Here is a 14,804-nt window from a genome sequence, read left to right as displayed (position 1 = left end):
CTCACTCCGTCTCTTCGCCGCGGCCGGCGGCGCGTTGGGTGGCCCAGCCGAGGAATTCGCCGAAGGCGCGGTTGAGCAACGCCGTGTCGGCCGCGCTCAGCGGACGGTGGGTCATCAGCAGCGCTTGGCCGTAGAGCGATTCGACCGCGGTTCTCAGGAAGGCCGGGTCGCCGATGCGGGACAACCTGCGCACGATCGGGCTGTGATGGTTGAGCACGAGCTGAGCACGCGGCGTCGTGACCGCCAACGCGCCGAGGATCTCGGCCCACAATTCGTCGGCGTCCTCGGCGGTCTGCGCCCTGGCCCGTTCGTTGCGGGCGGCGCGGCCGTCGAGGTAGAGCGCGGGCACTGTGACCGGGTGGAAAGCGCGCACGATCACATCGCACGCGAGCGGGTCGAGCACGGTCCGCGCCAGCGCCAGTACCGAGGCCAGCGCCAATTCCTCGCCGGGGTCGACCGGGTCGAGCGCCGCGGTGATCGCGCCCGCGTCCAGGTCCACCACCTCGACGCCGGGTATCAGCCGGGGCAGCTGCGCGACCAGCTCGCGGTCGTAGGCGTAGCCACCGTTGACGACGCCGATCCCCTGCGCGGCGGCGGTGGCCGCCACCTGACGGAACTCCTCGACGGTCGCGGTCACCCGCACGGTGCGGTGGTTGCGGGTGAACTCGGTGAGCGGCACGCGCCCGTCGGTGGTCTCGAAATGCAGATGCGGCAGCATGATCCGCAGCAGGTCGGCCGAATGCCTGGCCACCGCCTTCACCCCGAGCGCGTGTACGGACAGGAACGCGGCCAGCCGCTGGGGCTGTTCGGCGGCGATCTCGGTGAGCCAGTCCCGGATCCGATCGCCGAGCACCTCACGCACCACGGCGAGCCGCTCGTCCTCGTAGAGCCCCTCCCGCGACGCGGTGGGCCGCAGCGTGTCGGTGTCGATCACCCCGCGCACGAAGAACGCCCAGTCCGGCAGTACGCCGCGCACCGCGTCGCCGAGCAGCATGCCCTTCAGGTACACCCGGTGCGCGCTGCTGTCGGACGGGTTTCCCGGCTGGGACAGCACATAGGCGACGCCGCTGACCCCGGCCGCACCGGCCTCGAGTTCGATGACGTCGAGTGGGGCGAAGCCCAGCGTCCGGCGCCCGTATTCGAGCAGGGCGGTCCTGCGCTGATCCGCCGACGGGAATACGCGCCGCCAGACCGGGACACCCTCGGTGACCGTCGTCGCCCCTGCGTCCGACTCCACCGTCACCTCGTAGGGCAGCAGCGACCCGAACTCACGCGCCAGATCGGTCACCCGCCGCGGCTGGAACCACTCCCGCGCTCCCCCACGCGCGGTGAGCCATACGGAGGTGCCCGGCTCGGCGTAGTCCGCCGGGTCGAGCGCGCGCACCGAATAGGTACCGTCGGCCGAGGCCAGCCACTCGACGGGCGCCGCCGTCGGGTCGGTGGCCGATCGGCTGACCACTCGGATGGTCTCGGCGACGGTGAAGCAGGCCAGCAGGCCGATCCCGAACTGCCCGAGGAATTCCCGTCGTGCGCCTTCGATGTCGTCGCGCTTGGACGAGCGGCCGATGGTGGCGAGGAACCGGTGGACGTCGGTCTCGGTCAAGCCGATGCCGGGATCGCTGATCCGCAAGCCGGTTTCGCCTACGGTGAGCCGAATCGCGGTAGGCGCCAGCGGATCCAGTCGGTTGCGAGCGGTGACCGCGTCCACAGCGTTCTGCAACAGCTCACGGAGATAGATCCGAGGGCTGGAGTAGAGGTGATGCGACAGCAGATCGACTATCCCGCGCAGGTCGACCTGGAACGAATAGTTGTTGTGCACCGCCGCCGGATCGTGCGGCGTTCTGTTCACCATGGCCGCCGATCTTGTCGGCGCACGCCAAAGGTTCGCTTAACGAACCCTTTCGATCAGGCGGTCGGGCGTTTGCTCTTCGGCAGCTTGCGCACGACGGCCTCGTAGGAGAGATCGACCAGCTCGTACAGTTCGTTATCCGACACGGCGCCGCCGAACTGGATGACGTTCCAGCCGTATCGCCCGATGTAGGCGGAGGCCGCCACGTCGTCCGGATACACCCGGACCAGTTCGTCGGCCTCCTCGCGAGTGCGTCCGCATTTGAGGCCGACCGACGTCGCACCGAGAAAGGCGAAGATCTTGTCGCCGACCTTGGCGACCACGTCGCCCTCCCACGGCTCGTCCTGCCAGGCGCCCGGCTTGGCCAGGCAGTAGCTCAGCAGCGCGGCATCGTCCATGCCGGTCTTTTACACCGGCAGCAGCCGCGAGACAACCGCGGTGAGCTGTTTGGCCGAGCGGCACTCGTGCATCTCGATCACGTCGCGGTACTTATCGGCGGCGGAATCGCCGGAGCCCCATTGGCTGCGCGGTTCCGGATTGAGCCAGTGCGCGTGTTTGGCGACCTCGACCAGCGACCGTAGCGTGTTCAACTCGGGGTCACGATAGTTCGTGCGGGCGTCGCCGAGGATCAGCAGCGAGCTGCGGCTGGTGACGGCATCCGGGTAATCCCTGGCGAACCCGGCAAGCGCGTTGCCGTAGTCGGAGTGCCCGTCCAGTCCGACGACGCTCGCCTCACCGAAGATCCGGGCCATCGACCGATCCAGCTGGGTGTGCGGGTCGAAGAATCGGGTCACCTCGTCGATCTGGTCGACGAACGCGAAGATGCGCACCCGGGAGAACTGTTCGCGCAGCGCGCTCACCAGCAGCAGCGTGAAGTTGCTGAAGCCGGCCACCGAACCGGAGACGTCGCACAGCAGCACCAGTTCCGGGCGGCCCGGGCGCGGCTTGCGGTGCACCAGATCGATGGGAACCCCGCCGGTGGACATGGACGCGCGCAGGGTCCGGCGCAGGTCGATGGCACCGCGGCGGGCGTGCCTGCGGCGCGCGGCGAGGCGCGCGGCCAAGATGCGAGCCAAACGCTGGGTGCTGCGCTTGAGTTCGGAGAGTTCGGCTTCGGAGGCACGCAGGAAATCGACTTCTTCGGCCTGGCGGGCCACGCCGTAGCTCGCCACACGTTCGCGGCCGATCCGCTCGGCGACCCGCCGCCTGGTCTCGGCCTCGACGGTCGCGCGGAAACCGGCGATGCGCTGGCGGGCCGCGCGGCGGGCGATCTCGGCGTCGAACTCGCTCGCGTCCGGCCCGAGGGCCATACCCGCGAGGATCTTCGCCAGCAAGGTCTGCGGCTGCACTTCTTTCAGCGCCTGATACGACGAGAAAGACGGGCCTCGGGCGGATTGGTACTGGCCCAGCTGCTCGACCAGCTGCGCGGCCAGCGCCTCCAGCTGCGGGGTCGCCGACTCCTGCGCCAGCAGTTGCGCGAGCAGTTCGCGCAGGGCGGGGATGTCCACATCACCCGAGCGGGTGTGCGGGATCTCGATCTCGTCCTCCGCGGCGGCGCGTTCCCCGACGGCGACCGGGAACCACAGGTCGAACAGACCGTCGAAGGTCGCCCGGTGGGTGGTGCGCCGCAGCAACGAGCACGCCAGCCCTTCGCGCAGGACCTCGCGGTCCATCAGGTCGAGCACGGTCACCACACGGCCCGCGTCGACCGTCTCCGAGGGGCCGACCGGTATGCCGCGCGCCCGCAGCGCCTCCACGAAGCCGACCAGATGCCCCGGAATACCGTGCGGCGCGCTCAGCGACGCGACCTCGGCGGGGACCGACCCGGCCGCCACGGCTCAGGCCAGCTTCAGTTCGGCCAGCGCGCGCTGATGGTCGCTCTGGTGTTTGAGGACCACACCGAGAGTGGCGCGAACGGTCGTGTCGTCCAGGTCACGCAGGCCCAGCGCCAGCAGCGTGCGGCCCCAGTCGATCGATTCGGCGACCGAGGGCAGCTTCTTCAACTGCATGCCGCGCAGTACGTGCACGATCCGCACCAGCTGCGCGGCGACGGCCGCCGACAGCTCCGGGACCCGGCTGGCCAGGATGCGCCGCTCCAGCTCCTCGTCCGGGAAGTCCAGGTGCAGATACAGGCAGCGGCGCTTGAGCGCCTCGGACAGCTCCCGCGTGGCGTTCGAGGTGAGTACCACGAACGGCTTGCGGCTGGCGGTGATCGTGCCCAGCTCCGGCACCGTCACCGCGAAATCGCTGAGCACCTCCAGCAACAGGCCCTCGATCTCGACGTCGGCCTTGTCGGTCTCGTCGATCAGCAGCACCGTGGGATCGGTGCGCCGGATCGCGGTCAGCAGCGGGCGCGACAGCAGGAATTCCTCGGTGAAGACGTCGGCCTTCGTCTCCTGCCAGTCGTTCTCACTGGAGGCCTGGATGCGCAGGATCTGCTTGGCGTGATTCCACTCGTACAGCGCGCGGGCCTCGTCGACGCCCTCGTAGCACTGCAACCGCACCAGCTCCGCGCCCGAGGTCTGCGCGACAGCGCGCGCCAGCTCGGTCTTGCCCACACCCGCCGGTCCCTCGATCAGCAGCGGCTTGCCCAGGCGATCGGCCAGGAACACCGAGGTGGCGGTGGCCTTGTCCGCCAGGTAGCCCGTGCTCGCCAACCGTTCGAGCACGTCTTCCACCGACGAGAAGACCGGCTCCTGTACTGCGCTCTCCGACACCACCCGGGCACCTTTCTTCCGAACCATCCCCCACGCTACGGCAGCGCGGCGCGGACACCGACTCGGCATCCTCCGCGGCCGCCGCGCATACCGGGCAGACCGGCCACCGGTCAGACCGGCCGGATCTGCCCCTCGCCCCAGACGATCCACTTCGTCGAGGTCAGTTCCGGCAGGGCCATCGGACCGCGCGCGTGCAGTTTCTGGGTGGAGATGCCGATCTCGGCGCCGAAGCCGAACTGCTCGCCGTCGGTGAAGGCGGTGGAGGCGTTCACCATCACGGCGGCGGCGTCGACCCGGCCGGTGAACTCGCGCGCCGCGGCGAGATCGCCGGTGACGATGGCCTCGGTGTGGCCGGTGCCCCAGGTGTTGATGTGCTCCACCGCCGCGTCCAGGCCGTCGACGACCTTGAGCGCGATGTCCAGGGTGAGGTACTCCTCGCCCCAGTCCGCGTCGGTGGCCGGAACCTGGCCGGGGAGGTCACCGTGGATGGTGACCCCGGCCCGCTCCAGCGCGTCGGTGAGCCGCGGCAGCGCGGTGTCCGCGATGGCGGCGTCGATCAGCACGGTCTCGGCCGCGTTGCACACGCTGGGACGGCGGGTCTTGGCGTTGATCAGGATCCGCTCGGCCATGGCCAGATCGGCGGCGGCGTGCACGTAGACGTGGCAGTTGCCGGTGCCGGTCTCGATGGTGGGCACCTGCGCGTCGCGGACGACCGCGCTGATCAACCCGGCGCCGCCGCGCGGAATGACGACGTCGACCAGGCCGCGGGCCTGGATCAGATGGGTGACGCTGGACCGGTCCTCGCTCGGCAGCAGCTGCACGGCGTCGGCCGGGATATCTTGCGTGACAAGCGATTCGCGCAGCACCGCGACGAGCGCGGCATTGGATCGCGCCGCCGAGGACGAGCCGCGCAGCAGGGCGGCGTTACCGGACTTGAGCGCGAGCCCGAACGCGTCGACGGTGACGTTCGGCCTGGCCTCGTACACCATGCCCACCACGCCGAGCGGGACGCGCACCTGCCTGATCTCCAGCCCGTTCGGCAGGGTCGAGCCGCGCACCACCACACCGACCGGATCAGGCAGTCCGGCCACCTGCCGCAACCCCGAGGCGATGCCGTCGATGCGCGGCTCGGTCAGCCGCAGGCGGTCCAGCAGCGACTCCTCGGTGCCCGCGGCCCGCGCCGCGGCGATGTCCTCGGCGTTGGCCGCCAGCACCCGATCGGCGGCGGCGAGCAGCGCGTCGGCGGCGGCGTGCAGTGCGTCGTTCTTCTGCGCGGTCGTCAGCTGGGCCAACGCCCGAGATGCGACCCTGGCCTTGCGCGCGGCCTCGTGCACCACCGCACGGACATCCGGTTGGGTGGTCGTTCCTACCGTCATGGGTACAGCCTACGCAAGGGGCACAGCGCCGATCCCACCCGCTGGGCCGCGCAGACGCGGGCGCGCGGGTCACGTGCGCGGCCCGGGCCGGGCGACTACCGTCCGGCGATATGACGGTCGAACCGGATGCTCCCGCGATCGCGGTGCTCGGCAGCGTCAACATGGATCTGGTAACCACGACGGCGCGCAGGCCCGTCCCCGGCGAGACGGTCCTCGGCAGCGGCTTCGCCATGGTGCCGGGCGGGAAAGGCGCCAATCAGGCCATTGCCGCGCGGCGAACGGGTGGCGCGGTCCGCTTCCTCGGAGCGGTCGGCGACGACGTCTTCGCGGGCGAACTGCGCGGCGCACTCACCGCCGCGGGGGTGTCGGCCGACCGGCTGCGCACCGTCGCCGGACCGAGCGGCATCGCCACCATCGTGGTGGACGACGACGGCGAGAACAGCATCATCGTCGTCGGGGGCGCCAACGCGCGGATGACCGAGCTGACCGAGGACGACCTGACGGCGATCGCGGCCGCCGATATCTTGCTGTGCCAGTTGGAGATTCCGGTCGAAACGGTCGCCGCCGCGGCCCGCCACGCCCGTGCGCACGACACGACGGTGCTGCTGAACCCTTCGCCGGTGCGCCCATCGCCCGCCGAACTGTGGGCGAATATCGATGTCGCCGTGGTGAATTCGGGTGAGGCCGAAAAACTGGGCGCGGCTCTCGACGCGGTCGCGCACGTGGTCGTCACCCGCGGGGCGGCGGGCGCGGACTATCGCGGACCGGATGGCGCCCGCCTGTCCCGGCCCAGCCCGCGGGTGCAGGTCGTCGACACCACCGGGGCGGGCGACGCGTTCACCGGCGCGTTGGCCGCGGCCTGGCATCGCGGCCCGGAATGGGCGCTGACCTGGGCGTGCACAGCCGGAGCGCTGGCGACGACCCGGTTGGGCGCGAGCAGTTCGATCCCCGCCCGCGAGGAGATCACCGCCGCCCTGGCCGCGGAGTAACGGCGCGCGCCACGACGGCTCCCGCTGCGCCCGAGCCGATATCGTGAGGGCATGGCCACCACGCCGGATCGCATCCCCGCCGACGGCGACACCGCTCCGATACACAGGGTCGACGCGTCCATGGTCGCCCTGAGCTTCGTGGACAACGCGGGCATCACGCGCGTGAAAGCCGTCCCGGCGAAGCGGCTGGATCGCGCGTCCCGGTACGGCGTCGGGGTCTCGCCGTGCTTCGAGACCTTCGCCTTCGACGACGTGATGGCGGTCGGGCGCTATCTCGGCGGCCCCGACGGCGATCTGCGGCTCATCCCGGATCCGGCCGGGCTGACCGAACTGGCCTGCCAGCCCGGCTGGGCGTGGGCGCCCACCGACAAATACACCCAGGACGGCACCCGTTTCGTCGCCTGTCAGCGCCACTTCGCGACACGTCAGACGGCTGCGGCGCAGGCCGCCGGACTGCGGTTGGCCATGGCCTTCGAAACCGAATGGGCAGTGGGCCGCGCCGACGGCACCGAGGGCTTCACACCCGCGATCCACGGCCCGGCTTACGGCATCGTGCGGCTCGGGCAGGTCGCCGAATACGCCGCCGACCTGGTCGCTGCGCTCGAACGGCAAGGTGTGGCGGTGGCGCAGTTCCATCCGGAATACGCGCTCGCGCAATTGGAGTTGTCGGTCGAACCGTCCGAGCCGGTCGCCGCCGCGGACCAGGCGGTGCTGGTGCGGCATACGATCCGTCAGATGAGCGCGCGGCACGGCTGGCGGGCGCTGCTCGCACCCTGTATCGAGCCGGGCGGCGCCGGTTCCGGAGCGCACCTGCACCTGTCGGTGACCGACGAGGAGGGCCCCCTGTTCGCGGGCGGCGACGGCCCGCACGGCATGCGGCGGACCGGTGAGGCGTTCCTGGCGGGAGTGTTGCGGGAACTGCCCGCGCTGGTCGCGGTCGGTGCGGGCAACCCGGCGAGCTTCCTGCGGCTGGCGCCGTCGCGCTGGGCGGGGGTCTGGCAGTGCTGGGGCCGCGAGACCAGGGAGGCCGCCCTGCGCTTCGTCACCGGAGTCCGCGGCACCGAGGGGTGGGCCGCCAACGCCGAGATCAAATGTCTCGACGCGACCGGTAACCCGTACCTGATCGTCGGGTCGGTGATCGCGGCCGGGCTCGCCGGTGTGGCCGAACGCTTACGCCTTCCGGTCGAGATCACCGGGGACCCCGCGTCTTTCGACGCCGAAGCACGCATGATGTCGGATGTGCGCCGCCTACCCACCACACCGGCCGAAGCCGCCGACCACCTCGCCGCGTCCGAGGTGCTCGCCGACGCCATGGGCGCCGAACTGCACGACGCGCTGCTCACCGTGCGCCGCGCGGAGGCCGAGCGGTACGCCGCCGCGAGCGCCGAAGAACTGGTCGCCCTGACACGTTGGCGGTTCTGACATGCTCACCGACGGGGTGCGGCTCACCGATCACCACTGCCACGGCGTCCACACCGGGAAGTTGGACCGGCGCGGCTTCGAGCGCCTGCTCGGCGAGGGCGCGCACGGAAGTTTCGATTCCGCGATCGGGCTCGCGGTGCGCCGCTGGTGTGCCCCCGCGCTCGACCTGCCCGCCCATGTCAGCCCGGATGTCTACCTGCGTCATCGCACCCGGCTCGGCGCCGGGGAGGTCGCCGCGCGACTGTTGCGCGCCACCGGGGTGACCCGGTGGTACCTGGACACCGGAATCGGCGGCGGCACGGCTGATTTCGCCGCCTTGGTGGACGGCGAGGTACGCGAGGTGGTCCGGTTGGAGGAGGTGGCCGAGCGGGTCGTCGCCCAGGTCGGCGCGGTGTCCGGGGTCTACGAGCGGATCGAGGCGGAACTGCGCGCGCGGGCCGCCCGTGCCGTCGGGTTGAAGACGATCGTCGCCTACCGGTGCGGTCTGGACTTCCCGGTGCGGGATCACCCGCCGACCAGCTTCGCGCCCGAACACCGGCTCACCGATCCGCACGTGCTCGGCTGGCTGGTCGGTCTCGGGGCGCGGATCGGCGCCGAATTCGGTCTGCCCCTGCAATTCCACACCGGGTTCGGCGACCCCGATCTGGGCCTGCGGCACAGTGACCCGCTGCTGCTCACCGATTTCCTGCGCCGGACCGCGGGCACCGGGCTGTCGGTGATGCTGCTGCACTGCTGGCCCTTCCATCGCCACGCCGCCTACCTCGCGCACGTCTTCGATCACGTCCACCTGGATCTCGGCCTGACCATTCCCTACGTCGGGCAGCGGGCCGGAGCCGTGCTCGCCGAGACGCTGGAACTCGCCCCGTTCCGGGCGCTGTGCTACTCCTCGGACGGCTACGGGCTACCGGAGTTGCACTACCTCGGCGCCCTGCTCTGGCGGCGCGGGCTCGGCAAGCTCATGGACGAGTGGATCGCCGACGACGCGATCACCGTCGCCGACGCCGAAGTGCTGGTCAACGCCATCGCCCACGGGAATGCCGAGCGCGTCTACCGGGCACGATTCGAACACCCCGTGGGCTGACCGTCCACCGTCCCGGTCGGTCGGATATTCGGGTGCGCCGGGTGCCGCCGGTACCTACCGTTGACAGTGAAGACCAACGGAAGGATCGAGACCATGTTTCCCGTCGAGCTGCGCGGCACCAAGGCGCAGACGCTCATGTGGGCCCACGAGCACGAGGTCGAGCAGTCCGCGCTGCAGCAGCTGCGCAACATCGCCGCGCTGAAATGGGTCCACGGCGTCCGCGTGATGCCCGACGTGCACCTCGGCAAGGGCGCCACGGTCGGATCGGTGATCGCGATGAAGGATGCGGTGTCGCCCGCCGCGGTCGGCGTGGACATCGGCTGCGGCATGGAGAGCGTGCGCACCGACCTCACCGCCGCGGATCTCCCCGATAACCTGCGGTCGCTGCGGTCGCGGATCGAGGCGGCGGTGCCGGTCGGCTTCCAGGCCCATCACGACGCCGTGGACGTCACCCGGCTCGGCTCCCAGGTCGCCGGGCTCGGCGCGAGCACTACGACGCTGCGGGCCGGTTGGGAGCGTTTCTGGGGTTCGTTCGGCACGCTGGACGCCCGGGTACAGCCGCGCGAGTCCAAGGCGCACAAGCAGATGGGCACGCTCGGCGGCGGCAACCACTTCATCGAGGTCTGCCTGGATCAGGAGCAGCGGGTGTGGATCCTGCTGCACTCCGGCAGCCGCAACATCGGCAAGGAACTCGCCGAGCGGCACATGGCGATCGCGCGCACGCTGCCGCACAACATCGATCTGCCCGACCGCGACCTGGCGGTCTTCGTCTCCGGCACGCCGGAGATGGAGGCCTACCGCCGCGACCTCACCTGGGCGCAGGAGTACGCGGCGCGCAACCGCGCGGTGATGCTCGCCCTGGTCTGCCGTGCGGTCGCCGCCGAATTCGCCGAGCGGGGAGTGCGTTTCGAGCAGCCCATCAGCTGCCACCACAATTATGTGGCGGAGGAGCTGATCGACGGTGTGCCGATGCTGGTCACCCGCAAGGGCGCCGTGCGCGCGGGCGCGGGTGATCTCGCGCTGATCCCCGGCTCGATGGGTACTCGCTCGTACGTGGTGCGCGGCAAGGGGAATCCGGCCTCGTTCCAGTCGGCTTCGCACGGCGCGGGACGGCGGATGAGCCGCAACGCGGCCAAGAAGCAGTTCACCGTGGCCGATCTCATCGCCCAGACCGAGGGCGTCGAGTCGCGCAAGGACGCGGGCGTGGTGGACGAGATCCCGGCCGCGTACAAGGACATCGACGAGGTCATCGAGGCACAGCGCGACCTGGTCGACGTGGTCGCGACGCTGCGTCAGGTGCTCTGCGTGAAGGGCTGACCGTCGCGGTCTGGATCCGTCGGCCGCTTCCTGGATACCATCGGGTATGCCTTGGCGGCCGTCCTTCTTCGCCCCCGCTCCGGGTTCCGACCCGGCGGCGGGGCCGCCGGAGATTCCCGGCGTGCGCCGGTCGGAGGTGACCGCCCGCGGCGTGCGTTTTCACGTCACCGAGGCGGGTCCTGCGGACGGACGCCCGGTGCTCGCGCTGCACGGCTGGCCCGAGCATCACTACGCCTACCGTCACCTGCTCGCCGATCCACCGGCCGGGTTGCGGATCATCGCGCCCGATCTGCCCGGGTACGGCTGGTCGGGTCCCCCGCCACACCGGTGGGCCAAGGACGACGTCGCCTCCGACCTGCTCGCGTTGCTGGACGCGCTCGGCCTGGACCGCGTCCTGCTGGCCGGCCACGACTGGGGCGGCTACATCGCCCACCTGCTCGTGCTGCGCGAGCCGGAGCGCTTCGACGCGCTGCTGGCGCTCAACATCGCCCACCCGTGGCAGACGCCGCGCGATTTCCTCCCGCACGCGTGGCGGTTCCTGCTCTACCAGCCCGCCGTCGCGGCGTTCGGCACCTACCTGCACCGGCGTACCCGCTTCTTGGAGCAGTTCGTCTTCGCCGGCGCCGTACGCCATCGCGAGGCGTTCGGACCCGAGGTGATCCGGGCATACGCGGACCGCTTCCGCGACCCCGTCTGTGCCCGCACGGCGACCGACACCTACCGCACCTTCCTGCTGCGCGAAGTGCCCCGATCGGCCGGGCGCGGCGAACAACGCCGAGCGCGGGTGCCGATCCTGGCCCTGTTCGGCGTCGAGGACGCGGCGATCCATCCGTCGCTCGCCGCCGCCGAAACCGCCCGCGCCGACGACTACCGGCTCGAACTGGTCCGCGACTGCGGCCACTTCATCGTCGAGGAACGCCCGGACTTGGTCCGCGCCCGGCTGGCCGAGCTGGCGGCGGCGACCGCGCGTCCCGCTTGAGGTCCGACCGGCGGCGAGCCGACGACCGCGTGGGAAGAATGCTCACCCGGTGACTATGTGAAACTCGGGACAGAGCTGCGAGACCGCAGGTGATGACGGCATAGGAGAAACCTGCATGGTGCGCATCGGGGTCACCGGGCATACGAACTTCACGCCTGCCACCGAGCCGCTGGTGTCCGCCGTGATCGGTGCTCTTCTCGCCGCGTACGCCGCCCCGGACCTGGTCGGCGTGAGCTGCCTCGCCCGCGGCGCAGACTCGATGTTCGCGAAAGCCGTCCTGGATGCCGGCGGGCGACTGGAAGTGGTGTTGCCGTCGCGGAACTACCGCGAAGCGCAGGTGCGGCCCGACCAGGCCTGCCTTTTCGACGAACTGGTCGATCGCGCGACGGCGGTACGGGTGATGGACTTCGACGACGCGGGGCTCGAGGCCTACGAAGCGGCGAACGAGACGATGCTGGCGTCGTGTGATCGGCTGATCGCGATATGGGACGGCGCGGCTGGGCAGCGCGGCGGCACCGGATCCGTGGTCGCGCTCGCTCGCCGGCGTGACGTGCCGGTCGAGATCGTGTGGCCGGAAGGCGCCGCCCGGCTGACCCGGTAGTGGGCGAGCCCGGCGCGGCGGCGGTCGGGCACGCGGCGACCTGTCGGAGTCGTCGGGCACGATGGAGCGCATGACCACGGCCACCGGCGCGTCTTCGATCGATCTCACCGCCCCCGACCTGCGCGAGCACGCCGAACAGCTGCTACGCGAGCTGGCCGGTGCGGGCGCTCGGCTGCGGGAGGACCAGTGGACCGCGATCGAGGCGCTCGTCGTACGGCGGCGCAGGGCGCTGGTCGTGCAGCGCACCGGCTGGGGAAAGTCGGCGGTGTACTTCATCGCCGCGAAGCTGCTGCGCAGGGCGGGTCGCGGGCCGACGGTGATCGTGTCGCCGCTGCTCGCGCTGATGCGCAACCAGGTGGCGGCGGCGCAGCGCGCGGGGGTGGTCGCGGCGACCATCAACTCCGGCAATGTCACCGAGTGGGACGAGATCCACGCCGACGTCGCCGCGGGCGCGGTCGACGTGCTGCTGGTCAGCCCGGAGCGGTTGAACAACCCGGACTTCCGCGATCAGGTCCTGCCCCGGCTCGCCGCCGACGCCGGGCTGGTGGTGATCGACGAAGCGCACTGCGTCTCGGACTGGGGCCACGACTTCCGGCCGGACTACCGGCGCATCCGGACGCTGATCGCCGACCTCGGCTCCGACGTCCCGGTACTCGCGACCACGGCGACCGCCAACGACCGGGTGGTCACCGACGTCGCCACCCAGATCGGCACCGACACGCTGGTGCTGCGCGGCACGCTGGATCGCGAATCGCTGCACCTGTCGGTGGTCCGCTTCGACGACGCCGTGGAACGCACCGCCTGGCTCAGCGGCCATCTGCACCGGCTGCCCGGCTCCGGCATCGTCTACACGCTCACCGTCGCCGCCGCGCACGATCTCGCCGACGTACTGAACTCACACGGCCACACCGTCGCCGCCTACACCGGGCAGACCGACCCCGCCGAACGCGAGGCTTTGGAGGCGGCGCTGCTGAACAACGAGGTGAAGGCGCTCATCGCCACCTCCGCGCTGGGCATGGGCTTCGACAAACCCGACCTCGGGTTCGTGGTGCACGTCGGCGCGCCGTCCTCCCCCATCGCCTACTACCAGCAGGTCGGACGCGCCGGGCGCGGCACCGACCGGGCCGAGGTGATCCTGCTCCCCGGCCCCGAGGACGCGCGCATCTGGAGTTACTTCGCCTCCGTCGCGTTCCCCCGGGAGCACATCGTGCGCGCCGTGCTCGACGCGCTGGACTCCGACCGCGCGTTGTCCACCGCGGCGTTGGAGCCGCTGGTGGAGCTGAATCGCTCCCGGCTGGAGATGGTGCTGAAGGTGCTCGACGTGGACGGAGCGGTGCGCCGCGTGCGCGGCGGCTGGATCGCCACCGGCCTTCCGTGGACCTACGACACCGAGCGCTACGAGCGCCTGTCCATCGCCCGCGAGGCCGAACAGCAAGCCATGATCGACTACCAGTCCACCACCGATTGCCGGATGGAATTCCTGCGCCGCCAGCTCGACGACCCGGGACTGTCCGCCGACGCGGCGGATTCGCCCGGCTGCGGCCGCTGCGACAACTGCACCGGCAGCCGCCCCGACCGCACCGTCGCCGCCGACGCGGTGGCCGCCACCAAGGCCCGGCTCGACCGCCCCGGCATCGATCTCGCGCCCCGAAAACAGTGGCCCACCGGCATGGCCAAGCTGGGAATCCCGTTGTCCGGCAAGATCACCGGCGGCGCCGAGACCGGCCGCGTCCTCGGCAGGCTGACCGACCTGGGCTGGGGGCAGCGACTGCGCGCGCTGCTCGACAGCCCGGACGATCCGGTCCCCGACGCGGTCTTCGACGCCTGCGTCGCCGTGCTGCGCGAATGGGATTGGGCCAACCGCCCGAGGTCGGTACTCGCACTGGAATCCCCGCGCTATCCCGTGCTCACCGCCACCCTCGCCGCCCGGCTGGCCGAGGTCGGCCGCCTGCGGGACCTCGGCACCCTGCGCACCCGCCCCGACCGCCCACCCGTCTCGGCGGCCAACTCAGCACACCGCGTAGCCGGACTGTTCGACTCCTGGGAGATCCCCGACCTCACCGACGTGCCGGGCCCGATCCTGCTGGTCGACACCATCACCGACACCGGCTGGACCTTCACCGTCGCCGCCCACGCCCTCCGAGCGGTCGGCGCCGACGCCATCCTCCCGTTCGCGTTGGCCACGCCGACGTAGTCTGCCGACTTAGACCGGTCTCCTACCGCCCCAGAGAGAGTCACCCCGCACGTCGAACACGTTTACCGGCGTCCGTCGAATCGTTCGCCACATATACGCTACGAAGCCCAGCGGCAATCCCACCGGCGTTACGGCGGCACATCGAGGTGGCACGGCTACCGTCCTACGCGCCCCGCTCACCCCGACTCCCGGTTTCGAGCGAAGCGAGACCGAGCATGCGCCGTTCGCGGCCCGGCTCGCGTTTGCGCGGCCGTCGCGTAGGCGACGAAGGAGCAAGCG

12 protein-coding genes are annotated in these 14,804 nt (G+C 71.0%); 7 read left to right on the top strand and 5 right to left on the bottom strand.

Translation table 11 applies throughout. The features are described 5' to 3' along the window. Position 1: 1 nt before the first annotated feature. The 5 genes from ABZ803_RS14555 to ABZ803_RS14535 all read right to left on the bottom strand — a co-directional run bounded on the left by ABZ803_RS14555 (position 2) and on the right by ABZ803_RS14535 (position 5,942). On the bottom strand, positions 2 to 1,852 hold the full coding sequence (locus tag ABZ803_RS14555) for an HSP90 family protein (protein ID WP_357037236.1): 1,851 nt from the start codon (positions 1,850 to 1,852) through the stop codon (positions 2 to 4). Positions 1,853 to 1,905: 53 nt separating this feature from the next. Continuing rightward, complete coding sequence (locus ABZ803_RS14550; RefSeq protein ID WP_357037233.1) at positions 1,906 to 2,247, bottom strand: MmcQ/YjbR family DNA-binding protein; 342 nt, start codon at positions 2,245 to 2,247, stop codon at positions 1,906 to 1,908. Positions 2,248 to 2,256: 9 nt separating this feature from the next. Continuing rightward, entirely contained in the window at positions 2,257 to 3,684 is a 1,428-nt protein-coding gene (locus ABZ803_RS14545) for a VWA domain-containing protein (protein WP_357037230.1), read from the bottom strand. A 3-nt stretch (positions 3,685 to 3,687) separates the two neighbouring features. Continuing rightward, positions 3,688 to 4,593, bottom strand: coding sequence for a MoxR family ATPase (locus ABZ803_RS14540; protein ID WP_357037227.1), 906 nt, complete (start codon positions 4,591 to 4,593; stop codon positions 3,688 to 3,690). An 83-nt stretch (positions 4,594 to 4,676) separates the two neighbouring features. Beyond that, entirely contained in the window at positions 4,677 to 5,942 is a 1,266-nt protein-coding gene (locus ABZ803_RS14535) for a glutamate-5-semialdehyde dehydrogenase (RefSeq protein WP_357037224.1), read from the bottom strand. Positions 5,943 to 6,052: 110 nt separating this feature from the next. Here ABZ803_RS14535 and ABZ803_RS14530 point away from each other — a divergent pair, with 110 nt between their 5' ends. From ABZ803_RS14530 to ABZ803_RS14500, 7 genes are all read left to right on the top strand, one after another. After that, complete coding sequence (locus ABZ803_RS14530) at positions 6,053 to 6,931, top strand: ribokinase (protein ID WP_357037221.1); 879 nt, start codon at positions 6,053 to 6,055, stop codon at positions 6,929 to 6,931. A gap of 51 nt (positions 6,932 to 6,982) precedes the next feature. Continuing rightward, positions 6,983 to 8,353: a glutamine synthetase family protein gene (locus tag ABZ803_RS14525; RefSeq protein WP_357037218.1), complete on the top strand. Its 1,371-nt coding sequence runs from the start codon at positions 6,983 to 6,985 to the stop codon at positions 8,351 to 8,353. 1 nt (position 8,354) lies between these two features. Continuing rightward, the gene (locus tag ABZ803_RS14520) at positions 8,355 to 9,434 is read left to right on the top strand and encodes an amidohydrolase family protein (RefSeq protein ID WP_357037215.1); all 1,080 of its coding nucleotides are present in this window, start codon (positions 8,355 to 8,357) and stop codon (positions 9,432 to 9,434) included. 93 nt (positions 9,435 to 9,527) lie between these two features. After that, on the top strand, positions 9,528 to 10,751 hold the full coding sequence (locus ABZ803_RS14515) for an RtcB family protein (protein WP_357037213.1): 1,224 nt from the start codon (positions 9,528 to 9,530) through the stop codon (positions 10,749 to 10,751). Between the two features lie 46 nt (positions 10,752 to 10,797). Continuing rightward, the gene (locus tag ABZ803_RS14510; protein ID WP_357037210.1) at positions 10,798 to 11,730 is read left to right on the top strand and encodes an alpha/beta fold hydrolase; all 933 of its coding nucleotides are present in this window, start codon (positions 10,798 to 10,800) and stop codon (positions 11,728 to 11,730) included. A 115-nt stretch (positions 11,731 to 11,845) separates the two neighbouring features. Beyond that, positions 11,846 to 12,331 carry a hypothetical protein gene (locus ABZ803_RS14505; protein WP_357037207.1) on the top strand — a complete coding sequence of 162 codons (486 nt, stop codon included), beginning with the start codon at positions 11,846 to 11,848 and terminating at the stop codon, positions 12,329 to 12,331. 70 nt (positions 12,332 to 12,401) lie between these two features. Beyond that, complete coding sequence (locus ABZ803_RS14500; RefSeq protein WP_357037204.1) at positions 12,402 to 14,525, top strand: RecQ family ATP-dependent DNA helicase; 2,124 nt, start codon at positions 12,402 to 12,404, stop codon at positions 14,523 to 14,525. The last annotated feature ends 279 nt before the right edge of the window (positions 14,526 to 14,804 follow it).

This window comes from Nocardia sp. NPDC047648, assembly GCF_040642815.1.
Lineage (GTDB): Bacteria > Actinomycetota > Actinomycetes > Mycobacteriales > Mycobacteriaceae > Nocardia > Nocardia gamkensis.
Note: the sequence above shows the minus strand (reverse complement) of the source record. Positions and strands in the feature narration are given on the sequence as shown.